This is a genomic window from Enterobacter cloacae complex sp. HYC003_NIDB (assembly GCF_056673375.1).
Genome location: NZ_CP114220.1, coordinates 1,579,249 through 1,600,625 on the forward strand (window position 1 = coordinate 1,579,249; position 21,377 = coordinate 1,600,625).

At 56.5% G+C, this 21,377-nt stretch carries 18 protein-coding genes and 1 tRNA gene; 8 read left to right on the forward strand and 11 right to left on the reverse strand.

Features of this window, described 5'->3' with window-relative positions; all coding sequences use genetic code 11:
- The first annotated feature begins 69 nt into the window (after positions 1 to 69).
- Complete coding sequence (locus O1722_RS07480) at positions 70 to 1,713, forward strand: multidrug ABC transporter permease/ATP-binding protein (RefSeq protein WP_017383408.1); 1,644 nt, start codon at positions 70 to 72, stop codon at positions 1,711 to 1,713.
- Positions 1,714 to 1,853: 140 nt separating this feature from the next.
- The gene (gene mgtE, locus O1722_RS07485) at positions 1,854 to 3,290 is read left to right on the forward strand and encodes a magnesium transporter (protein WP_006811337.1); all 1,437 of its coding nucleotides are present in this window, start codon (positions 1,854 to 1,856) and stop codon (positions 3,288 to 3,290) included.
- Here mgtE and O1722_RS07490 read toward each other — a convergent pair.
- The gene (locus O1722_RS07490) at positions 3,253 to 4,548 is read right to left on the reverse strand and encodes a SulP family inorganic anion transporter (protein WP_033487472.1); all 1,296 of its coding nucleotides are present in this window, start codon (positions 4,546 to 4,548) and stop codon (positions 3,253 to 3,255) included. The genes mgtE and O1722_RS07490 overlap by 38 nt on opposite strands.
- 187 nt (positions 4,549 to 4,735) lie before the next feature.
- Between O1722_RS07490 and mqo the strand changes: the two genes are divergently transcribed.
- Positions 4,736 to 6,385: a malate dehydrogenase (quinone) gene (mqo, locus tag O1722_RS07495; RefSeq protein ID WP_032619315.1), complete on the forward strand. Its 1,650-nt coding sequence runs from the start codon at positions 4,736 to 4,738 to the stop codon at positions 6,383 to 6,385.
- 134 nt (positions 6,386 to 6,519) lie between these two features.
- On the opposite strand, the gene eco is transcribed toward mqo, so the two are convergent.
- On the reverse strand, positions 6,520 to 7,029 hold the full coding sequence (gene eco / locus O1722_RS07500) for a serine protease inhibitor ecotin (RefSeq protein WP_032669458.1): 510 nt from the start codon (positions 7,027 to 7,029) through the stop codon (positions 6,520 to 6,522).
- Between the two features lie 202 nt (positions 7,030 to 7,231).
- On the opposite strand from eco, the gene O1722_RS07505 reads away from it, so the two are divergent.
- Positions 7,232 to 7,492, forward strand: a complete 261-nt coding sequence (locus tag O1722_RS07505; RefSeq protein WP_006811332.1) for a DUF2534 family protein — start codon at positions 7,232 to 7,234, stop codon at positions 7,490 to 7,492.
- A 66-nt stretch (positions 7,493 to 7,558) separates the two neighbouring features.
- Here O1722_RS07505 and O1722_RS07510 read toward each other — a convergent pair.
- The 3 genes from O1722_RS07510 to O1722_RS07520 all read right to left on the reverse strand — a co-directional run bounded on the left by O1722_RS07510 (position 7,559) and on the right by O1722_RS07520 (position 9,716).
- A tRNA-Pro gene (locus O1722_RS07510) sits at positions 7,559 to 7,635 on the reverse strand.
- A gap of 73 nt (positions 7,636 to 7,708) precedes the next feature.
- Positions 7,709 to 9,469: an LPS biosynthesis-modulating metalloenzyme YejM gene (gene yejM, locus O1722_RS07515; protein ID WP_033487361.1), complete on the reverse strand. Its 1,761-nt coding sequence runs from the start codon at positions 9,467 to 9,469 to the stop codon at positions 7,709 to 7,711.
- A 19-nt stretch (positions 9,470 to 9,488) separates the two neighbouring features.
- Positions 9,489 to 9,716, reverse strand: a complete 228-nt coding sequence (locus O1722_RS07520; RefSeq protein ID WP_001135586.1) for a YejL family protein — start codon at positions 9,714 to 9,716, stop codon at positions 9,489 to 9,491.
- Positions 9,717 to 9,850: 134 nt separating this feature from the next.
- Between O1722_RS07520 and yejK the strand changes: the two genes are divergently transcribed.
- Positions 9,851 to 10,858 (forward strand): nucleoid-associated protein YejK, encoded by a 1,008-nt coding sequence (yejK, locus tag O1722_RS07525; protein WP_017693031.1) that lies wholly within the window; start codon positions 9,851 to 9,853, stop codon positions 10,856 to 10,858.
- A gap of 51 nt (positions 10,859 to 10,909) precedes the next feature.
- Here the strand turns inward: yejK and rplY are convergent, their stop codons facing one another.
- Complete coding sequence (gene rplY, locus O1722_RS07530) at positions 10,910 to 11,194, reverse strand: 50S ribosomal protein L25 (RefSeq protein WP_015572298.1); 285 nt, start codon at positions 11,192 to 11,194, stop codon at positions 10,910 to 10,912.
- Positions 11,195 to 11,319: 125 nt separating this feature from the next.
- Positions 11,320 to 13,080 (reverse strand): DNA repair helicase RadD, encoded by a 1,761-nt coding sequence (radD, locus tag O1722_RS07535; RefSeq protein WP_023304130.1) that lies wholly within the window; start codon positions 13,078 to 13,080, stop codon positions 11,320 to 11,322.
- Between the two features lie 151 nt (positions 13,081 to 13,231).
- On the opposite strand from radD, the gene rsuA reads away from it, so the two are divergent.
- The 3 genes from rsuA to O1722_RS07550 all read left to right on the forward strand — a co-directional run bounded on the left by rsuA (position 13,232) and on the right by O1722_RS07550 (position 15,775).
- Entirely contained in the window at positions 13,232 to 13,939 is a 708-nt protein-coding gene (gene rsuA, locus O1722_RS07540; protein WP_017383401.1) for a 16S rRNA pseudouridine(516) synthase RsuA, read from the forward strand.
- A gap of 15 nt (positions 13,940 to 13,954) precedes the next feature.
- Positions 13,955 to 15,154, forward strand: a complete 1,200-nt coding sequence (locus O1722_RS07545) for a Bcr/CflA family multidrug efflux MFS transporter (RefSeq protein ID WP_033487360.1) — start codon at positions 13,955 to 13,957, stop codon at positions 15,152 to 15,154.
- A 276-nt stretch (positions 15,155 to 15,430) separates the two neighbouring features.
- Complete coding sequence (locus O1722_RS07550; protein WP_003859372.1) at positions 15,431 to 15,775, forward strand: YejG family protein; 345 nt, start codon at positions 15,431 to 15,433, stop codon at positions 15,773 to 15,775.
- Positions 15,776 to 15,778: 3 nt separating this feature from the next.
- Here O1722_RS07550 and yejF read toward each other — a convergent pair whose 3' ends face one another.
- Genes yejF through O1722_RS07570 form a run of 4 tightly spaced genes read right to left on the reverse strand, consistent with a single transcriptional unit; the run spans position 15,779 to position 21,304 of the window.
- Entirely contained in the window at positions 15,779 to 17,368 is a 1,590-nt protein-coding gene (gene yejF, locus O1722_RS07555; RefSeq protein ID WP_048973472.1) for a microcin C ABC transporter ATP-binding protein YejF, read from the reverse strand.
- 1 nt (position 17,369) lies between these two features.
- Positions 17,370 to 18,395 carry a microcin C ABC transporter permease gene (locus tag O1722_RS07560; RefSeq protein ID WP_017693033.1) on the reverse strand — a complete coding sequence of 342 codons (1,026 nt, stop codon included), beginning with the start codon at positions 18,393 to 18,395 and terminating at the stop codon, positions 17,370 to 17,372.
- Positions 18,395 to 19,489, reverse strand: a complete 1,095-nt coding sequence (locus O1722_RS07565; protein ID WP_003859369.1) for a microcin C ABC transporter permease YejB — start codon at positions 19,487 to 19,489, stop codon at positions 18,395 to 18,397. Before O1722_RS07565 ends, O1722_RS07560 begins: the two co-directional genes overlap by 1 nt.
- Before the next feature lie 9 nt (positions 19,490 to 19,498).
- Entirely contained in the window at positions 19,499 to 21,304 is a 1,806-nt protein-coding gene (locus O1722_RS07570) for an extracellular solute-binding protein (RefSeq protein WP_033487357.1), read from the reverse strand.
- Positions 21,305 to 21,377 lie beyond the last annotated feature (73 nt).

Sequence of the window (21,377 nt, forward strand, 5' to 3'; positions counted from 1 at the left end):
AATTATTCTTGATGTGTGTGAAAGGCAGTTTACACTGCTGGCTGATTTTTCTTGTCCGGATTGCTCTGCATGCAACTACTTCTTCTTGTCTGGCGGCAGTATCGCTGGCCTTTTATCGCGGTGATGGCGTTAAGCCTTGCCAGCGCGGCGCTGGGGATCGGCCTGATTGCCTTCATTAACGTGCGTTTGATCGAAATGGTCGACACGTCACTCTCCGTCCTGCCGGAATTTTTGGGTTTACTGCTGCTGCTGATGGCAGTCACGCTCGGGTCACAGCTGGCGCTGACCGCCCTCGGCCACCATTTCGTTTTCCGTCTGCGCAGTGAGTTCATCAAACGGATCCTTGATACTCAGGTGGAACGCATCGAGCAGCTGGGAAGTGCCTCTCTGCTGGCGGGGCTGACCAGCGATGTGCGCGCCATTACCATCGCCTTTGTGCGCCTGCCGGAGCTGGTGCAGGGGATCATCCTGACATTTGGCTCGGCAGCCTATCTCGCCTGGCTCTCCAGCAAAATGCTGGCGGTGACGGCGCTGTGGATTGTTATTACCATCTGGGGCGGGTTCCTGCTGGTATCACGCGTCTATAAGCACATGGCGGTGCTGCGCGAAACGGAAGACAAGCTCTATAACGATTATCAGACGGTGCTGGAAGGGCGCAAAGAGCTGACACTGAACCGCGAGCGTGCCGAGCATATCTTCAACCATCTCTATATCCCGGATGCGCACGAATATCGTCATCACATTATCCGCGCCGATACGTTCCACCTGAGCGCCGTGAACTGGTCCAACATCATGATGCTGGGCGCGATTGGCCTGGTGTTCTGGATGGCGAACAGCCTGGGGTGGGCGGATACCAACGTGGCGGCAACCTACTCCCTGACGCTGCTGTTTTTACGCACGCCGCTGCTGTCGGCCGTTGGCGCACTGCCGACGCTGCTGAGCGCTCAGGTGGCCTTCAACAAGCTGAAGAAATTCGACCTTGCGCCGTTTAAGGCTGAGTTCCCGCGCCCGCAGGCCTTCCCGAACTGGCAAACGCTGGAGCTGCGTAACGTTACCTTCCGCTATCAGGATAACGCCTTCTCCGTGGGGCCGATCAACCTGACCATTCACCGCGGCGAACTGCTGTTCCTGATCGGCGGCAACGGCAGCGGCAAATCCACGCTGGCGATGCTGCTGACGGGCCTCTACCAGCCGCAGGCGGGTGAAATTTTGCTGGATGGTAAAGCCCTGAGCGCGGAGAAACCGGAGGACTACCGCAAGCTCTTCTCGGCGGTATTTACCGACGTCTGGCTGTTCGACCGGCTGCTGGGCCCGGAAGGGCAGCAGGCGGATCCGGCGCTGGTGGAGAAATGGCTTGCGCACCTGCAAATGTCGCACAAGCTGGAGCTACAGGATGGCAAAATCCTGAATCTCAAGCTGTCGAAAGGGCAGAAGAAGCGCGTGGCGCTGCTGCTGGCGCTGGCCGAAGAGCGCGACATCATCCTGCTGGATGAGTGGGCCGCCGATCAGGACCCGCACTTCCGTCGCGAGTTTTATCAGGTCCTGCTGCCGCTGATGCAGGCGATGGGAAAAACCATTTTTGCCATCAGCCATGACGATCACTACTTCATTCACGCCGACCGTCTGCTGGAGATGCGCGACGGCAAGCTGAGTGAGCTGACCGGCGATGAGCGCGATGCGGCGTCACGGGACGCGGTGGCGCGTACGGCCTGATTGCAATTGTGCCGGGTGGCGCCCGGCACACTAATTTTTCATATATGCCGTTTTTTTCTCCATCCCGACCCGCCGTTTATTCTTATTTACATATCCCCGCGCTATGCTTAACGCCAACTCATTTAATGGATTTATGATTGATGTCGGTATTAAAGAAAAACAGCGCCAGGCAGCGTGACCAGGAGCGTGCGCGGCTCATCTGGCTCCTGACGACCGATAAAGCGGTCACGTCAACGTTATTGGGTAAGCTAACCCTGGCTGAGCAATATGATGTCGGCACGCTGGCCGACGATATTGCTGAGGTAGGTGCGCTGGTTGCACATTTACCGCCCCCGGACCTGGCGGACACCCTGGAGGCATTACCTTCCGAAGAGCGCCACGCCCTGTGGCGGCTGGTGCAGGATCACGAGCGCGGTCAGGTACTGCTTGAAGCCTCGGAAAACGTCTGGGATGACCTTATCGATGAGATGAGCGACCGGGACATCCTTGACGCCCTGCAAACGCTGGATATCGATGAGCAGATTTACCTCGTTCAGCATCTTCCGCGCAACCTGACCGGACGCCTGCTGGCTTCCCTGCCTGCCGAAGAGCGGGCGCGCGTGCGTCAGGTGATGCACTACGAGAAAAACAGCGTCGGCGCGATCATGGAGTTTGGCGTCATCACCGTGCGTCCGGACGTTACCCTGGGTACGGTGCAGCGCTATCTTCGTCGCCTGGGCAGTATGCCGGATAACACCGATAAACTGTTCGTCACCTCGCGGGATAAAACCCTGCTCGGGGAGCTGGAGCTGAAAACGATCCTGCTTAACAGCACCCAGCAGCGGGTGAGTGAGGTCATGGAAACCGAGCCGATGGTCTTCTCGCCGGAAGACGATGCCGAAAAAGCGGCGCGTACCTTCGAACGTGATGACCTGGTGAGCGCGGCGGTGGTGGATTCGGTGGGCAAGCTGATGGGGCGTCTGACCATCGATGAGATCGTTGACGTGGTCTATGAAGAGACCGATAACGACCTGCGTGCCCTTGGCGGGATCAGTGCCGAAGATGACGTTCATGCCTCCGTCGGCAAGGCCGTCAAAACCCGCTGGGCGTGGCTCGCCATCAATTTATGCACCGCGTTCGTGGCGTCCCGCGTTATTGACGGCTTTGAACATACCATTTCCCAACTGGTGGCCCTGGCGTCGCTGATGCCGATTGTGGCGGGGATCGGCGGGAACACCGGCAATCAGACTATCACCATGATCGTTCGCGCCCTGGCGCTGGAAAACATTCAGCCGGGTAATTTTTCGTGGCTGATTTTCAGGGAGATGGGCGTCGCGCTGATTAACGGCCTGGTCTGGGGCGGCATCATGGGCGGCATTACCTGGTGGCTGTACGATGATATGGCGCTGGGCGGGGTCATGATGCTGGCGATGGTGCTGAACCTGCTGGTGGCGGCGATGATGGGCGTGATTATCCCGTTGACCATGACCCGGCTGGGGCGCGACCCCGCGGTGGGGTCGAGCGTGATGATCACTGCCATTACCGATACCGGCGGTTTCTTTATTTTTCTTGGACTGGCGACGATTTTTCTTCTGTAGCACGCGCTTTTTGCTTAAGTCGGGCAGGGAGGATGAACATCATCACAATCCCGCCCAGCACGCCAATCGCCAGGTTGCCGGTGGAAACCGTTGCCACAACTGTCACCAGCATCACGACGGTTTCAGCCACCGGCGCGTTTTTCAGCGTTCCGGGCTGAACGCTATGCCAGCTAAAGGTCTTGACGGCCACAATGGCCATAATTCCCGCCAGTACCGCCATCGGAATTTTGGCCATCACCTCGCTGAGCGCCGTAACCAGCACCAGCAGTACGATGCCCGCCGCAAGGGTGGAGATACGGCTTCTGCCTTTCCCCATCTCCACGTTAACGATGGTCTGCCCAATCATCGCGCAGCCCGCAATGCCGCCGTAGAACCCGGCCATAATATTGCCCACGCCCAGCCCGATGCTCTCGCGGCGCTTACTGGAGGGGGTAGCGGTCAGCTCGTCCACCAGTTTTGCCGTCAACAAGGATTCCAGCAGGCCAACGAAAGCGATACTTAGCGCGCACGGCCAGATGATGCTCAGGGTTTCCAGATTGAGCGGCACCAGCAGTTGCGTAAAGCCCGGCAAACCGCCACCCATGGAGCCTTCATCCCCTACCGTCGGCAGGATTTGCCCGCTGGTGACGGTGAACAAAGTCAGCAGCACAATGGCAATCAGCGGGGAGGGCACGCTTTTGATATAGCGTGGCACCCAGAGCACAATCAGCAGCGTCAGCACGAACAGGCCCACAATCAGCGGGCTTCGGCTCCAGAAATGGGGCACCTGGGCAAAGAAAATCAAAATGCCAAGGGCGTTAACAAACCCGGTCATCACCGACTGGGGAATAAAGCGCATCAGCCGCGCCATACCCAGCGCGCCGAACAGGATCTGAATCACGCCTGCCATCACCACCGCGGGCAGAATGTACTGTACGCCGTGTTGATGGACCATCGGCCCAATCACCAGCGCGACGGAACCTGCCGCCGCCGTCACCATGGCCGGACGCCCGCCGAGCAGGGAAAGGGCGAAACAGAGCACCACGGAGGCGATAAGGCTCACTTTCGGATCCACGCCCGCGACCACGGAAAACGAAATCACTTCCGGGATCAGCGCCAGCGCGGTAATCACACCGGCCAGGGTTTCGCGCATCAGACGGTGAGGCGAACGTAAAACAGTGGCGACATGGCCTTCTTGAGGTACAGACGAGTGGGGTAATGACATAACAATTCGCTGGTAGGGGCAGGCTTCCGTGCGCGCGATCACAAAGTGCAGCATGATAGCCAGGAAAATCGTCGGGTGCCAGCCTGTCAGCCAAATCCCTACAAACAATCCATCATTAAATTTCACAATTACAATAATTTCGTAACCTTTAAACAATATTTAAAAGTTGCTACCGTGCCACCGCAGCGTGTTTCACCTGTAATTTCCACGCATCAAGCACTATTCAACTAAGGCATAAATGATGAAAAAAATGACTGCCGTGCTCTTTTCTCTGGCCGTGGGGCTGAACGTCGTCTCGCTGGCGGCGAAGGCTGACGCACCAAAAGAGCAGGAAACGGATGTCCTTTTAATTGGTGGCGGCATCATGAGCGCCACGCTGGGAACGTATCTTCAGGAATTAGAGCCGAACTGGTCCATGACCATGGTCGAGCGCCTCGATGGCGTGGCACAGGAAAGCTCTAACGGCTGGAACAACGCCGGGACGGGGCACTCGGCACTCATGGAACTGAACTATACGCCGCAGAAAAAGGACGGTTCCATTAGTATCGAGAAGGCGGTAGAGATCAACGAAGCGTTCCAGATCTCACGTCAGTTCTGGTCTCACCAGGTGAACAGCGGTGTGTTGCACAATCCGCACTCCTTCATCAACACCGTACCGCACATGAGCTTTGTGTGGGGCGATCAAAACGTCAACTTCCTGCGCGCGCGCTACGCTGCCCTGCAACAGAGCACGCTTTTCCGCGGGATGAAATACTCTGAAGATCACGCTCAAATCAAAGAGTGGGCGCCGCTGGTCATGGAAGGCCGCGATCCGAACCAGAAAGTAGCGGCGACCCGCACTGAAATTGGTACTGACGTTAACTACGGTGAAATCACCCGTCAGCTGGTGTCCTCTCTGAAGAAAAAAGAGAACTTTAACCTGCAACTCAGCTCCGAAGTGCGTGGTTTCAAGCGCAACGCGGATAACAGCTGGAGCGTGACCGTTGCCGATCTGAAAAACAACGAAGCCGAGCATGTGATTAAGGCGAAGTTCGTGTTTATCGGTGCGGGCGGCGCGGCGCTGAAACTGTTGCAGGAGTCCGGTATTCCGGAAGCGGACGACTACGCAGGCTTCCCGGTCGGCGGCCAGTTCCTGGTGTCGGAAAACCCGGAAGTGGTTAACCGTCATCTGGCTAAAGTGTACGGTCAGGCCTCTGTGGGCGCACCACCGATGTCCGTTCCGCATATCGACACCCGCATGCTGGACGGTAAGCGCGTAGTGCTGTTCGGGCCGTTTGCCACATTCTCCACCAAATTCCTGAAAAACGGTTCCCTGTGGGATCTGCTGAGCGCGACCACGACGTCAAACGTTAAGCCAATGATGGACGTGGGGCTGGATAACTTCGATCTGGTGAAATACCTGATTAGCCAGGTGATGCTCTCTGATGAAGAACGCTTCGAGGCGCTGAAAGAGTACTATCCGCAGGCGAAGAAAGAAGACTGGCGTCTGTGGCAGGCGGGTCAGCGCGTGCAGATTATCAAACGCGATCCGAAAGAGGGCGGCGTGCTGCGTCTGGGCACCGAAGTGGTAAGCGACAAGGATGGCACCATTGCCGCGCTGCTGGGGGCATCTCCGGGGGCGTCTACCGCTGCGCCAATCATGCTGCACCTGATGGAAAAAGTGTTTAAGGACAAAGTATCCAGCCCGGAATGGCAGGCGAAGCTGAAAACCATTATTCCATCCTACGGTACGAAGCTGAACGGTAACGTTGAAGCCACGGAACAAGAGCTGGAATACACCAGCCGCGTTCTGCAACTGCAATACGTCAAACCGCAGGCTGCGGATGCTGCGCCTAAGGCAGAGCTGAAGCCTCAGGCGGAAAGCAAGCCGGTAGCGGATATCGCGCTGTAAGGTAAACGCAAAACGGTAACATCCGTTACCGTTTTTAGTGTTTTCTCCCTCTCCCGGTGGGAGAGGGTTGGGGTGAGGGCACCAGAACGCACCCTTTCCAGGTCGGGTAAGCGAGAGCGCCACCCGACTTATTTTTAACGAACTACCGCTCGTCCTACCGTCTCATCCGCCTTCCATACGCGATATTTCACATCCACGTTTTCCGGCGTGTATACGACGATCGGCAGCTTGCTGTTATAGCGCAGCAGACTGTTATCACCCAGATACGCGGTAATAAATTTCTTCTCTTTCTTGCCGTCCGGGCACGCCATCATGGTGGAGACTGGCGAGGTTACTTTGTCGAAGACATAGTAGTCATAGCCCCAGCCTTCCAGCGTTTTGCTTTCCAGCTGGCCGCCCAGGCGATGCTGGTTGCAGTCCACTTCCAGCGTCTGGCCGATTAACAGCTCAACTTTGAAATTTGCTTCATCCTGCTGAGCCGGGAGCTGAATAACCTGGCGCTTCATCCCTTTGTCCGCTTGCGGATACGGAGCAACTTTTTCCAGCGGCTGCTCTTTCCGGGTTTCGCTGGCGAAAGCACTGGTGCTGGCGCACGCAGCGGCGATGAGGGCGATGGCAAATTTAGGTGCGTTTTTCACTGTCATTCCTTTTTGTTAAAACGATCCTGGAAAGACTAACATATAGCACGTGAATAGTTGGCGCAATTTACTCATGTTTTCATTTTAAACGGAGTAATGCACTGCTTTTATGTTCATTTATTGGTGTTTAATGCTGTGTTGGAGTCGATGCGGCAATCGTGTTATTTTACGCGTTAATTATTGTTATTCATCTGTAAAGGGAGGGGAGATGGTACGTGAAAAACTGAAGACACCTGAAGGCCGCAAGTTCCTGCTGGCGTTACTGGTTGTGTTTATGATTGCTGCTGCATGCGTGGGGCGAGCAACCATTGTCGGTGTGATTGAGCAGTACAACATCCCGCTCTCTGCCTGGACAACCAGCATGTTTGTCCTGCAATCGGCGATGATCTTTGTTTACAGCCTGGTGTTCACCGTCCTGCTGGCGATTCCGCTGGGGATTTTCTTTCTCGGTGGGCGTGAAAAACACTAAGTATTGCGCATGCGGAGACAGGCAATAAAAAACCAGCCATAAGCGGCTGGTTTTTTTGTGTAGTTTTGGTCGGCACGAGAGGATTTGAACCTCCGACCCCCGACACCCCATGACGGTGCGCTACCAGGCTGCGCTACGTGCCGACGCATAAAAGGAATACTACTCGATTCCTTTTTGAATGCAAGGGGCAAGCAACGCTAACTGATTCATAAATAATCAGTTAGCGATAAAGCGCTTCTCGTCTGTCAGCACCTGCAACAGCAAACTGAGCTGCGGCTTCTGGTCTTTCAGCTTCTCACCTTCGAGGTTATACGTCTGGTAATTGCCATTGCTGTTCAGCACCAGGGACAACGTCGGCGTGGTCACCACCAGCGTGTTTCCGCCAGCAGCCGTGACCCAGTTATGACGCCGCGTGGCGCTAAAGAGGTCTTGTCCCTGCGAGTACTCAATTGCCGGTGTGCTGACGTGCAGCAGCCGTTGCATTAACGTGGTCATGACGTCTTTATGGTCGGTGAGCATGTTGATGTGCTGCGCGGGAGTGCCCGGCCAGTGGATCACCAGGGGAACATGCAGGTTCGGACGCGACCACTCCATGCCCTTCGCCTCTTCGCCGAGCGGCACGCCATGCCCCGCCGTGATAATCACGACCGTATTATCCAGCTTGCCCGCGTCGCGCAGGGCGGTCAGCACGCGGCCGATCTGCGCATCGACATCGCCCGCCGCACGGCTATAGCGGCGCGCGAAGCCTTTCTGATTGCTGTCATCAAGCGTTGTGCCGTTAAACGCAACCCAGGAGAACCAGCGGTTATCTTCCTGCGCATAGCGCTTCAGCCAGTCTATCCACTGGTCAGCGGTCCGATCGTCAGACTGGCTCTGCGCGGCGGGCAGTGAGAAATCAGACAGCAGCGCCTGGCGGTACAGCGAGCTGTTGAAACCATCAGAGGCGAACAGCCCCAGCTGGTAGCCCTGCTGATTAAGCCCGGTAATCAATGCCGCCGGAATACGGGCCGACAGCACGCCGTCCATATAGCTCGGTGAAATGCCATAGAACAGGCCGAAAATACCCGCGTCGGTCGAATTACCGGAGCTCATATGCTGAGTGAATACGATGTTGTTCTCAGCGAATTCAGCCAGCGCTGGCATCTGCTTCTCATAGCGGGAATAGTTCAGGCCATCGACGGTAATCAGCAGCACGTTCTGACCGCGGCCCATGTCGCGATATTTCAGATCGCTCAGGGGATACTGCACGCTGACCGCTTCCGGATTACCCTGTTCGACCAGACGACGCTGATACTCCTGCGCGTCCAGCAGGCCGTGTTTTTCGAGGAAACGACGCGCCGTCATCGGATAGGAGAGCGGCAGGTTCGCGCGCTGCATGGTAATCGGGCGGTAGAAGTTCGCATCTGCCCAGATATACATCAGGTGCGAACCGATAAATGAGGCGAAAAAGAGCGCCGCGACGGGCTTCGCATAATGGCGGCGTCGGGTCAGACTGCGGAGTTTCTGCCAGCTCCACGTGGCGAACAGCATTTCGATCAGCAGGATGATCGGCACGCTGATAAACATCAGCTGCCAGTCGCGCGCGGTCTCGTTCTGATCCGGGTTAATCACCAGCTCCCAGACAACAGGATTCAGGTGCAGGTGGAAGCGGGTAAAGACTTCGCTGTCGATCAGCAACAGCGTCATGCCCGCCGTCGCAAGAATGGCGGACAGGAAGCGCATCAGCCGCTGCGACATGACGATAAACGTCAGTGGGAACAGGATCAGCAGATAGGTGGCGAAGACCAGAAAGCTAAAGTGACCAACAAGACTCATCCACGAGTAGATGCGCCCGGTTAACGTGGTTGGCCAGTCCGCCACAAACAGATAACGGCAGCCGAGCACCATCGCCAACAGAATGTTGAACAGGGCAAACCAGTGCCCCCAGCTGACCATCTGGGAGACTTTTTCACGGTAGCGCTGACGATTCGTCACCATAAACTGTTGTTCGTTTCCCTTAGTGTGCCTGGTCGTCGCTAACGGAGGACTGCAAAGCCTGGGCGAAAGATTTGGCGATCGCCTGACGCTGAGCCGGAGCAACGCTGGTATTGATCAGGTTGGTAACCATATTTCCCAAAACCATCAGGGAGAGATCGGTTGGCGTTTTATGTTTTTCCAGTACGTTGACCAGCTCACTGAGCAATTGTTCAACGTGTTCGTCACTGTAGCGGGAATGTTGTGGCATAAATCAAAATCAGTTTGTTGAGAGAAGGGCGACATATTACCGTAGCAACAGCTTTTTTTCCCCTTTTTTATCTTCTGTTGCACACATGCGTTGGTGGTGGTTGAATACCGCCCGGTCTAAAAGGAGAGTTTATCATGAGTCTGGAAATCAACCAGATTGCCTTGCACCAGCTTATCAAGCGTGATGAGCAAACCCTTGAAGTGGTGCTGCGCGATTCGTTACTGGAACCAACGCCTACCGTTGTCGAGATGATGGCGGAGTTGCATCGCGTCTACAGCGCGAAAAATAAAGCCTATGGCTTGTTCAGCGAAGAGAGCGAACTGGCGGATAGCCTGCGCCTGCAACGTCAGGGCGAAGAGGATTTCCTGGCATTCAGCCGCGCTGCTACTGGCCGTCTGCGTGACGAGCTGGCGAAATATCCCTTCGCCGATGGCGGTATCGTCCTGTTCTGCCACTACCGCTATCTGGCGGTAGAGTATCTGCTGGTCACCGTGCTGAATAACTTAAGCAGTATGCGCGTGAACGAGCAGCTGGATATCAGCTCAACGCACTACCTGGATATCAACCATGCGGATATTGTGGCGCGTATCGATTTAACCGAATGGGAAACCAACCCGGAATCAACGCGCTATCTGACCTTCCTTAAAGGCCGCGTGGGCCGCAAAGTGGCGGATTTCTTTATGGACTTCCTCGGCGCCAGCGAAGGGCTGAATGCCAAAGCGCAGAACAAAGGTCTCCTCCAGGCGGTGGATGACTTTACGGCTGAGGCGCAGCTTGATAAATCTGAGCGTCAGACCGTGCGTCAGCAGGTTTACAGCTACTGCAACGAGCAGCTACAGGCTGGAGAAGAGATTGAGCTGGAGTCGCTGTCCAAAGAGCTGGCAGGCGTCAGCGAAGTCAGCTTCCAGGAATTTACTGCGGAAAAAGGCTATGAGCTGGAAGAGAGCTTCCCGGCGGATCGCAGTACGCTGCGTCAGCTGACGAAATTTGCCGGTAGCGGCGGTGGGTTAACCATTAACTTTGATGCCATGCTGCTCGGGGAACGTATCTTTTGGGACCCGGCCACCGACACGCTGACCATTAAAGGCACACCGCCGAATCTGCGCGACCAGCTTCAGCGTCGCACTTCAGGCGGTAAGTAACAGCCATAAAAAAACCCCGCAAACGCGGGGTTTTTCTCGACAGGTTTGCGATTACGCGCGAACGAAGTCGATGTGAGTCAGTTTTGGCTTGAACGCGTGACGCTGAACAGCCTGAACTTTCACTTTTTCTTCTTTACCGTCAACAACGATGGTCAGAACTTCGCTGTAGAATTCAGCTTTGTTCTGCATGTTCCATACTTTGTCGTGATCCAGTTCAATAGCAACTGGAGCAGCTTCGCCACCGTAAACGATAGCCGGGAACTTGTTTGCGGTACGCAGGCGGCGGCTCGCACCCTTACCCTGCACGTTACGTACTTCTGCTTCGATAGTGAACATTGATTTCTCTCTGTATTTAAAACCCTACTACAGGCGACCCAGCAGCAGGTGAGTGTTCTGCCTCACGGATGTGAAGCGGGCGGCATTTTATACTCAAATGGCTCGCGCATCAACGAAAAGTCCCGTTAACCGCGCAATTCGTTTGCCCGGCGAAAGCGTCCTTCATAGTCAAAGACCTTCTCACGAACCTGCCAGAACTGCCCTTTTTTACGGGCGACAACAAAATCAGGATGGCGCAGTAACGCCTGCTGGCGCACGATATCGGCCACGGTTATCCAGCGCAGCGGCACGCCAGGCGTGCGGGTATGCGGGCGGATAAAGAGCTGCTCGAACGCGGTGCGCTGGGCGGGCGTCTGGACCCGGAACCGCTCGCTGACGTCTGCGCCATCCTCGTCGTAGTAGGTAATTTTTAGCCACTCGCCTTTTTCATCCGCGCCGGGCTGTAAGGCCATGCCGGAACAGCGCAGCACCAGCGCATCTTTCAGCTTCAGCGCCGCTTTCAGCATGTCGTCCGGGTCGACCAGGACCGTGTCGCACTCCCGACAGCGGCGGGCGGCAATGTCGTTTTCGGCATTGCACTGCGGGCAGTTTTTGAAGCGGAAGCGGAAGTCACACTGTTCGCGATGGCCTTCATCGTCTTCAAACCAGCCCTGACAGCGGCGGCCAAAATGTTCGATCAGCGTGCCGTCGGCGGTGGTTTTCCCCCAGAAGGTGTTGGCAAACCCGCAGGCAGGGCAAAAAACCTGAACGGGCACGTTGTCGCTCTTGCCTTTTGGCGTGCCGACTTCCGGCGAATAGAGATCGTGCGGGTTACCGGCGTAATCAAGGATCAGACAGTCGGTTTTGCCCGGCGCCAGACGCAGCCCGCGGCCAACAATCTGCTGATACAGGCTGACGGATTCCGTCGGGCGAAGAATCGCAATCAGGTCGACGTGCGGGGCGTCAAAGCCGGTGGTTAGTACGGAGACATTCACCAGATAGCGGAACCGCTGAGCTTTGAAGTCCTCAATCAGGCTGTCGCGCTCCGGGCCGGGGGTTTCACCGGTAATTAACGCCGCGTCGTCGGCGGGCAGCAGCCCCGTAATTTCGCGCGCGTGTTCGACAGTGGCAGCAAAAATCATCACCCCTTTGCGCGTTTGTGCGAACTCTTCAATCTGGCTGATGATATGCGGCGTGATCCGCTTCTGTTTTTTCAGCTCATGGTTAAGATCTGCCTCGCTGAACAGCCCGTTGCTCTGCGCCTGTAAGCGGCTGAAATCGTACTGCACGACGGGCATATCCAGCCGCTCCGGCGGCGTCAGGTAGCCGTGCTTGATCATGTAGCGCAGCGGAAGCTCATAGATACAGTCGCGGAACAGGGCCTTTTCATCGCCACGCACCATGCCGTGATAATGAAACTGATAAATCCAGCCCTTGCCCAGACGAAACGGCGTGGCGGTGAGGCCAAGCAGACGGAGGTGAGGATTCACCTTTTTCAGATGAGTGAGGATTTGCTGATACTGGCTGTCGTCGTCATCGCTGATGCGGTGACACTCATCGACAATCAGCAGGGAAAACTCGCTGCGAAACAGTTCCAGGTTGCGCGCAACGGATTGTACGCTGCCAAACACCACTTTTCCGTGGCTCTCTTTGCGCTTCAGTCCGGCGGCAAAAATGTCGGCCTCCAGGCCGAGCGCGCAATATTTGGCGTGGTTTTGCGCCACCAGCTCTTTGACGTGCGCCAGCACCAGCACGCGTCCGCGGGCCAGGCGCGCCAGTTCGGCAATCACCAGGCTTTTACCGGCTCCGGTCGGGAGAACGATGGCGGCGGGCTCCCGATGCTTGCGAAACCAGGCGAGGGTGGCATCAACGGCTTCCTGCTGATAGGGGCGTAATGTGAACGTCATAGCTTCTCTATTCAGTTAACTCGCATATAGTATGCCACGAAACTTTTTCCCTTGAGTGGCGCAACCAGACCATTATACTGAACTGTTTCTGACTGCTTCTTTTTCGGACGCGTAGTCCGACTTCCAGCACCATTAAGGCTAAAAAGATTTCATGCGACTTGATAAGTTTATCGCTCAGCAACTCGGCGTAAGCCGCGCTATTGCCGGGCGTGAAATTCGCGCCAGCCGCGTAACCGTGGACGGCGACATTGTGAAAGACAGCGCTTTTAAACTCCAGCCTGAGCACCAGGTGGAGTATGACGGCAACCCGCTGACCCAGCAGAATGGCCCGCGCTACTTCATGCTCAACAAACCGGAAGGTTACGTCTGTTCAACGGACGATCCGGATCACCCGACGGTGCTCTATTTCCTCGACGAACCTGTGGCGCACAAGCTGCATGCGGCAGGGCGACTGGATATCGATACTACCGGCCTGGTGCTGATGACCGATGACGGCCAGTGGTCGCACCGCATCACCTCCCCGCGCCATCACTGTGAGAAAACCTATCGGGTGATGCTTGAGTCTCCGGTCTCGGATGACACGGCAGAGCAATTCGCGAAAGGCGTTCAGCTGCATAATGAGAAGGATCTGACCAAACCGGCGGTGCTGGAAATCCTCACCCCCACGGACGTCCGTCTGACCATCAGTGAAGGCCGCTACCATCAGGTGAAGCGGATGTTTGCCGCCGTGGGCAACCACGTTGTGGGGCTGCATCGTGAACGTATCGGCGCGATTGAACTCGATCCAGACCTGGCCCCAGGGGAATATCGCCCGCTGACGGAAGAAGAGATTGCCAGCGTCGGGCTGCCTTCACGCTAAATTCAGGAGAACCCTGTGACCACCAGGCCACACTCGTCGTTTAAAATTGTATTTATCCTTGGCCTGCTGGCCATGCTGATGCCGCTGTCTATCGATATGTATCTGCCCGCGCTGCCGGTGATTTCCGCTCAGTTTGGCGTACCGGCAGGCAGCGCGCAGATGACGCTCAGCACCTACATTCTTGGTTTTGCCCTCGGTCAGCTCTTTTATGGCCCAATGGCCGACAGCCTGGGGCGTAAACCGGTTATCCTGGGCGGGACATTGATATTTGCCGCGGCGGCGGTGGCCTGCGCGCTGGCGCAGAGTATCGATCAGCTGATTGTGATGCGCTTCTTCCATGGCCTGGCGGCGGCTGCGGCAAGCGTGGTGATTAACGCGCTGATGCGCGACGTCTACCCGAAGGAAGAGTTCTCACGCATGATGTCGTTCGTCATGCTGGTCACGACAATTGCGCCGCTGGTCGCCCCCATGGTGGGCGGGGCGGTCCTGGTGTGGTTCAGCTGGCATGCGATTTTCTGGATCCTGGCGATTGCCGCGCTGCTGGCCTCGGTGATGATCTTCGTCTTTATCGATGAAACGCTGCCGGTCGAGCGACGTCAGAAGTTCCACATTCGCACCACGCTTGGCAACTTTGCCTCGCTGTTTCGCCATAAGCGTGTGCTCAGCTATATGCTGGCCAGCGGCTTCAGCTTTGCCGGAATGTTCTCGTTCCTGAGCGCGGGGCCGTTTGTGTACATCGAACTGAACCATGTGTCACCCCAGCATTTTGGTTACTACTTCGCGCTGAATATTGTGTTCCTGTTTGTGATGACCATTATCAACAGCCGCTTTGTCCGGCGGGTTGGGGCGCTGAATATGTTCCGCGCCGGGCTGTGGATCCAGTTCGTGATGGCTATCTGGCTGGTATTGAGCGCGATGCTGGGCGTCGGTTTCTGGGCGCTGGTGGTGGGCGTGGCGGCGTTTGTCGGCTGCGTGTCGATGGTTTCATCCAACGCGATGGCGGTGATCCTCGACGAATTTCCGCATATGGCGGGCACCGCCTCGTCGCTGGCAGGAACGTTCCGTTTCGGAATTGGCGCGATAGTCGGGGCGCTGCTCTCGACGGCGACGTTTAATACCGCCTGGCCGATGCTGTGGGCGATTGCCCTCTGCGCGACCTGCTCCATTCTCTTCTATCTTTACGCCAGCCGGCCGCGAAAGACGGCGCATAAATGACCACTTAAGGCCCGTGACGGGCCTTTTTGTTGACCCATATCAACCAACCCTCCGTTCGTTTACCCTGTGTTTGTTTCTTTTATGTAAAATCTATTTATGTAAAAAGTCACATCATTGTATTTAAAAAGGTTGAGTTAGATCGCAGAAACGGGTACATATAGCGCCGACGCGAGCCTGCAACGCCTATAAAATCCGCTAAACAGTGCAGGTTGGCGATGATGTGTTACTATAAATGTAAATAAATTGTGAAGTAAATTTGCTTCCGGGGATCTGAACGTGAATACATTACAACTCTCCATTGTCCATCGCTTGCCCCAGAGCTATCGCTGGTCGACGGGTTTTGCAGGTTCGAAAGTTGAACCGATTCCGCAAAGCGTTGCCGGGGAGGATAATTGTCTGGTGGCCCTCAAACTGCTCAGCCCGAGCGATGAAAATGCGTGGCCGGTCATGGAACGTCTCAGCCAGGCGCTGACGGACATCGAAGTGGACAGCTCCGTGCTGGAATGCGAAGGTGAGCCGTGCCTGTTTGTTAACAGCCAGGATGAGTTTGCCGCCACCTGTCGTCTGAAAAACTTCGGCGTGGCCATTGCCGAGCCGTTCTCCGGTCAATATCCTTTCTGAGTGCTAGTCAGCGGACAATAGCTGGCGTGTGTAATCCTGCGTCGGCGCGGTGAATACGCGCTGGCACTCTCCCTGCTCAACGACTTCTCCCTGCCGCAATACCACCACCTGATGGCAAAGCGCACGCACCACCTGTAAATCGTGGCTGATAAAGATATAGGCCAGCCGATGCTTTTCCTGTAGCCCCTTCAGCAGCGCCAGGATTTGCGCCTGCACGGTGCGGTCCAGGGAAGAGGTTGGCTCGTCCAGCACGATCAGCTCCGGTTTCAGGATCAGCGCGCGGGCAATCGCTATACGCTGGCGCTGTCCGCCGGAAAACTCAGCCGGATACCGATGCCGGGTCTCGGGATCTAAACCCACTTCCGCCATCACCCGCATCACGTCGATTTCACGCTGTTGCGCCGTCATTGTCGGCTGGTGGACGCGCAGGCCCTCTTCAATAATCTGTAATACGCTCAGGCGCGGGTTAAGCGAAGAGTTTGGATCCTGAAATACCACCTGCATCCGCGGACGCACGGGAAGCATCCTCCGGCGATTCAGGTTTTGCAGCGGCATGCCGTCAAAAACAATGCTTCCCTGAGAGGCGATCAGGCGCAGCAGCGCCAGGCCGGTGGTGCTTTTGCCTGAACCGGACTCGCCCACAAGCCCAAGCGATTCGCCTGGACGCAGAGCGAAGCTCATGTCTTTCAGAACATGATTGTGATCGACCACGCGACGCAAAATGCCTTTGCGGATCGGGAATGACACCGACAGCCCCTCGACCCTCAGCAACGGCGCGCTGTCAGCGTTAAGCGGAACCGGGTCGCCAGCGGGTTCGCTATCGAGCAGGCGCTGTGTATACGGGTGCTGAGGCGCGCTCAGCAGGGCGGATGCCCGGTTCTGTTCCACGCAGCGGCCGTTTTGCATCACGGCCACCGCGTCAGCGAGCTTTTTCACGATGCTCAGGTTGTGCGTAATAAACAGCAGGCTCATGTTCAGCTCGTCGCGCAGTTCGCGCAGCAGTTGCAGAATTTGTGCCTGTACCGTGACGTCCAGCGCGGTAGTAGGTTCATCGGCAATCAGCAGTTCGGGGCGCGTGAGCAGGGCCATTGCAATCATCACGCGCTGGCGCTCGCCGCCGGAAAGCTGGTGCGGGAAATCGTTCAGCCGTTTCGCCGCATTACGGATACCGGTGCGTTCAAGGCAGTCCAGAATTTCACCCCGCGCTGCCTCTTTACGCATTCCCCGATGAAGTGACAGCACTTCATAGAGCTGTTTTTCCAGGGTATGCAGTGGGTTGAGCGACACCATCGGCTCCTGAAAAATCATGGCGATGTTGTTGCCACGAATGCCGCGCAGGGTTTGCTCGTCAGCGTTCAGCAGCGATTGTCCATGGAACAGAATATCCCCCTGCGGATAGCTGACCGGCGGGGAAGGGAGCAGGCGCAGCACCGACAGCGCCGAAACGCTCTTACCGGAGCCGGATTCCCCGACCAGCGCCAGCGTCTCTCCGCGCTGGATCTGCAACGATAAATCCGTCACCACCGTGCGTGATTCGCCCTGTTTTGAAAACGCAATCGACAGGTTCTCTATGCTCAGAAGAGGCCGGGTCATGTCATACCGCCTTGTTGGGATCGAAGGCATCGCGCACGGCTTCGCCAATAAAAATCAGCAGGGAAAGGAGCACCGCCACGGAGAGGAATGCGGCGATGCCCAGCCAGGGGGCCTGGAGATTGTTTTTGCCCTGCAACAGCAGTTCGCCAAGGGACGGTGAGCCCAGCGGCAAACCGAAACCAAGAAAATCAAGCGACGTCAGGGTGGTAATGGAGCTGCACAAAATAAACGGCAGGAAGGTGAGGGTCGCCACCACAGCATTGGGAAGCATGTGGCGGAAGATGATTGCGCCATCGCTCACGCCTAATGCCTGCGCAGCGCGAATATAGTCGTAATTCCGCGTACGCAGAAACTCCGCGCGCACCACGCCGACCAGCGCCATCCAGCCGAACAGGACGGTGATCCCGAGCAGCCACCAGAAGCCAGGCTGTACCACGCTGGACAGCAGGATAATCAGAAACAGCGTCGGCATACCGGACCAGACTTCAATCACGCGCTGTCCCCATAAATCTATTTTACCCCCGTAATAGCCCTGCACGGCGCCCGCCACAACGCCCATTACGCTGCTAAAGAGCGTCAGCAGCAGCCCAAACAGGAGCGAGATGCGGGTGCCATAGAGAATGCGCGCCAGCACATCGCCGCCGTTGGCGTCCGTTCCCAGCCAGTTTTGCGCGGAAGGCGGCGAAGGGAAGGGGGTGGACGTGGCGAAGTTAATACTGTTCGCGCCAAAACGAATCGGCGCCCAGATAGCCCAGCCGTGCTGCGCTATCTGTTCACGTAACCAGGGATCCTGGTACTCGGCTGGCGTCGCAAACGGGCCGCCAAAATCGCTTTCGCTGTAGGTGGCCAGCACCGGTACATACCAGCGGTCTTTGAAATGCACCAGCAGGGGTTTATCGTTGGCAATCAGTTCCGAACACATACTTAAGGCGAACAGGACGGCGAAGATCCACAGCGACCAGTAGCCGCGACGGTTGTGGCGAAAGCGCGCCCAGCGGGCCTGATTGACGGGGCTTAAACGCGACATCAGCGACCCTCAAAATCGATACGGGGATCGACCAGCGTATAGCTGATATCGCTGATGATGTTCAGCAGCAGGCCGATCAGGGTGAAAATGTAGAGTGTGCCAAACATCACCGGATAATCACGGGAGACGGTGGCCTCATAGCCCAGCAGCCCTAATCCGTTGAGCGAGAACATCACCTCTATCAGCAGAGAGCCGGTAAAAAACATACTGATGAACGTGGCGGGGAAACCGGCAATCACCAGCAGCATGGCGTTACGAAAAACGTGCTTCCACATGATCTGCTTTTCACCGACACCCTTGGCGCGCGCGGTGACGACGTACTGTTTGCGGATCTCATCAAGAAAGGCGTTTTTGGTCAGCATCGTAAGCGCCGCAAATCCGCCGATGACCGTCGCCAGCACCGGAAGCGTGATGTGCCAGAAGTAATCGGTGATTTTCTGATACCACGGCAGGGTGCTGAAATCCGCAGAGACCAGCCCGCGCAGCGGGAAGAGGTCGAAATAACTGCCGCCGGCGAAAAAGACAATCAGCAGCACGGCAAACAGAAACGCCGGGATAGCGTAGCCGATGATAATGAATGTGCTGCTCCAGATATCGAAACGGCTACCGTTGTAGACCGCTTTTCGGATCCCCAGCGGAATGGAGACCAGATAAATAATCAGCGTCCCCCACAGTCCGAGCGTGATGGAAACCGGCAGGCTTTGTTTGATCAGGGTTAACACCGAGGCGCTGCGAAACAGGCTGTCGCCAAAATCGAAACGGACATAATCCCAGAGCATCCTGAAATAACGCTCGTGCAGCGGCTTGTCAAAACCATAGCGATGGGTGATCTCGGCGATCACCTCCGGATCCAGTCCGCGACCGCCCCGGTAGTGGCTTTCGCTGATGTTGCCCACGCCCGTCCGGGCATGGCTGGCCCCCATTCCTTCACCGCCGCCGCCCGGCATGCCGCCAGCGTGACCAAATTCTATTGCCGCAATTGCCTGGTCCACCGGACCGCCGGGGGCGATCTGGACGATAAAAAAGTTAATGGTAATGATGGCCCACAGCGTCGGGATCACTAACAGCAGCCGGCGGATAAGATAAGCGCCCATCGTCACTCCTTAACGCCGCTCTGCGGGCAGTTTTGCGGCTTTATTCACGTCATACCACCAGGTGTCAAAGCCGAGGGTGTAGACCGGGCGAACGGCAGGCAGGGAGAATTTATCCCAGCGGGCCACGCGATCTTCGCCCATATACCACATCGGCAGCATGTAATAGTTCCAGGTTAAGACCCGATCGAGCGCGCGGCCAAGCGGCAGAAGCTTGTTCTTATCGCCCTGAGCGGCGACAATTTTTGCAATCAGCGCATCAATCACCGGGCTCTTTACGCCCGGGGCGTTGTAGGAGGAGTCGATATAACCCGATGCCCAGGAGATTTGCAGATCTGAACTCGGCCACGGCTGCGCGGCCCACAGGGTCTGCATCATGTCGTAATCGCGACTGCGCTTGCGGTTGGTTAACTGGGCCATATCGACCTGGCGGATATTCATGGTGACGCCAAGCCGGGCAAGGTTCTTCTTAAATGGCAGCACCCACTGATCGTTTGCGCCGGAGGCAATCAGCAGTTCGAAGCTGAGCGGTTTACCGGTTTGCACATTAACCCGTTGCCGATTTTTCAGCACCCAGCCAGCATCATCCAGCAGGTTGCTGGCTTTCAGCAGGTTGTCCCGGTCGAACCCGTTTCCGTCGGATTTGGGCGGTTCAAATACGCGGGTGAACACCTCCGGCGGGAGCTCCGCTTTCATTGGCGCCAGCAAAACCAGCTCGTCCGCGTGGGGATAATCACGGGCGGCATATTCAGTATTCTGGAAATAGCTGTTCGCCCGGCTGTAGGCTCCGTAAAACAGCGCTTTGTTCATCCATTCGAAATCAAACGCCAGGGTAATGGCTTCACGCACCCGACGATCGGAAAAAACCGGGCGCTGAATATTAAACGCCAGCCAGCGCGTGTCCTGCGCGGATTCGTTTTTGTGTTCGTCTTTAACGATATAGCCTTTCGCGAAATTATTTCCGATATAGCGGGTCGCCCAATTTTTGGCGCTGTTCTCGACACGTAAATCAAACGCGCCCGCCTTAAATGCCTCGAAGGCCACGTTATCATCCAGGTAGTAGTCGTAGCGGATTGTATCGAAGTTCCAGCGGCCCCGGTTTACCGGCAGCGTGGCTGCCCAGTAATCTTTCACCCGGGAATAGATCACGTACTGGCCCATTCGCCAGTCGGTAATGCGATACGGCCCTCCGGCCAGCGGCGGGGTAGAGAGAGGATCGCTCAGCTTATGATTTTTCCAGAAGGATTCGGGCATGACGGGCAGGGAGAACAGGCTCAGCATATTCTCTTTGTTCGGCTCAGGGAGTTCGATTCGCACGGTCAGCGGGGCGATGGCTTTCACCGTGGTGCCCTTGTACACCAGACGAAACTGCGGCACGCCTTCGGTCATAAATTTATGAAAGGTGAATGCCACGTCACGGGCGCTAACCGGCGTACCGTCGTGAAAACGCGCCCGCGGATTAATCGCGATTTCTGCCCAGCTGAAATCATCGGCGTATCGCACGTTCTCGGCGACCAGGGGATAATAGCTGCCGGGCTCGTCGTCGGAGGTGACGAACAGCGTGTCATAGAGGGATTCGGTACGCGCTGCCGCCACGCCGCGCAGGGCAAAGCGGTTAAAGTTGTCAAACGTTCCCGTGGCGGAAAGCGTCACGTTTCCGCCTTTCGGGGCGGCGGGGTTAACGTAATCGTAGTGGTTAAAGTTAACCGCGTACTTCGGCTCGCCAATGACGGCAAAGGCCGTGCTCTCTTTGATGGTCTGCGCCTGGCTCGACAGGCTCACCAGCGCCAATAGCGTCAACACAACGCGCATAATCATAGTGCGGCGGATCCCTTTGTTCACAGGCAGGCTCGGTTGAACAGAATAATAAGGGACAGCGCCGTGATTGTGA

Bases quoted from the DNA above. Each gene is read 5' to 3' on its own strand.
- O1722_RS07480 (WP_017383408.1), top strand. From the start codon at position 70: ATGCAACTACTTCTTCTTGTCTGGCGGCAGTATCGCTGGCCTTTTATC.
- mgtE (WP_006811337.1), top strand. From the start codon at position 1,854: ATGTCGGTATTAAAGAAAAACAGCGCCAGGCAGCGTGACCAGGAGCGT.
- O1722_RS07490 (WP_033487472.1), bottom strand. From the start codon at position 4,548: ATGCTGCACTTTGTGATCGCGCGCACGGAAGCCTGCCCCTACCAGCGA.
- mqo (WP_032619315.1), top strand. From the start codon at position 4,736: ATGAAAAAAATGACTGCCGTGCTCTTTTCTCTGGCCGTGGGGCTGAAC.
- eco (WP_032669458.1), bottom strand. From the start codon at position 7,029: ATGACAGTGAAAAACGCACCTAAATTTGCCATCGCCCTCATCGCCGCT.
- O1722_RS07505 (WP_006811332.1), top strand. From the start codon at position 7,232: ATGGTACGTGAAAAACTGAAGACACCTGAAGGCCGCAAGTTCCTGCTG.
- yejM (WP_033487361.1), bottom strand. From the start codon at position 9,469: ATGGTGACGAATCGTCAGCGCTACCGTGAAAAAGTCTCCCAGATGGTC.
- O1722_RS07520 (WP_001135586.1), bottom strand. From the start codon at position 9,716: ATGCCACAACATTCCCGCTACAGTGACGAACACGTTGAACAATTGCTC.
- yejK (WP_017693031.1), top strand. From the start codon at position 9,851: ATGAGTCTGGAAATCAACCAGATTGCCTTGCACCAGCTTATCAAGCGT.
- rplY (WP_015572298.1), bottom strand. From the start codon at position 11,194: ATGTTCACTATCGAAGCAGAAGTACGTAACGTGCAGGGTAAGGGTGCG.
- radD (WP_023304130.1), bottom strand. From the start codon at position 13,080: ATGACGTTCACATTACGCCCCTATCAGCAGGAAGCCGTTGATGCCACC.
- rsuA (WP_017383401.1), top strand. From the start codon at position 13,232: ATGCGACTTGATAAGTTTATCGCTCAGCAACTCGGCGTAAGCCGCGCT.
- yejF (WP_048973472.1), bottom strand. From the start codon at position 17,368: ATGACCCGGCCTCTTCTGAGCATAGAGAACCTGTCGATTGCGTTTTCA.
- O1722_RS07560 (WP_017693033.1), bottom strand. From the start codon at position 18,395: ATGTCGCGTTTAAGCCCCGTCAATCAGGCCCGCTGGGCGCGCTTTCGC.
- O1722_RS07565 (WP_003859369.1), bottom strand. From the start codon at position 19,489: ATGGGCGCTTATCTTATCCGCCGGCTGCTGTTAGTGATCCCGACGCTG.
- O1722_RS07570 (WP_033487357.1), bottom strand. From the start codon at position 21,304: ATGATTATGCGCGTTGTGTTGACGCTATTGGCGCTGGTGAGCCTGTCG.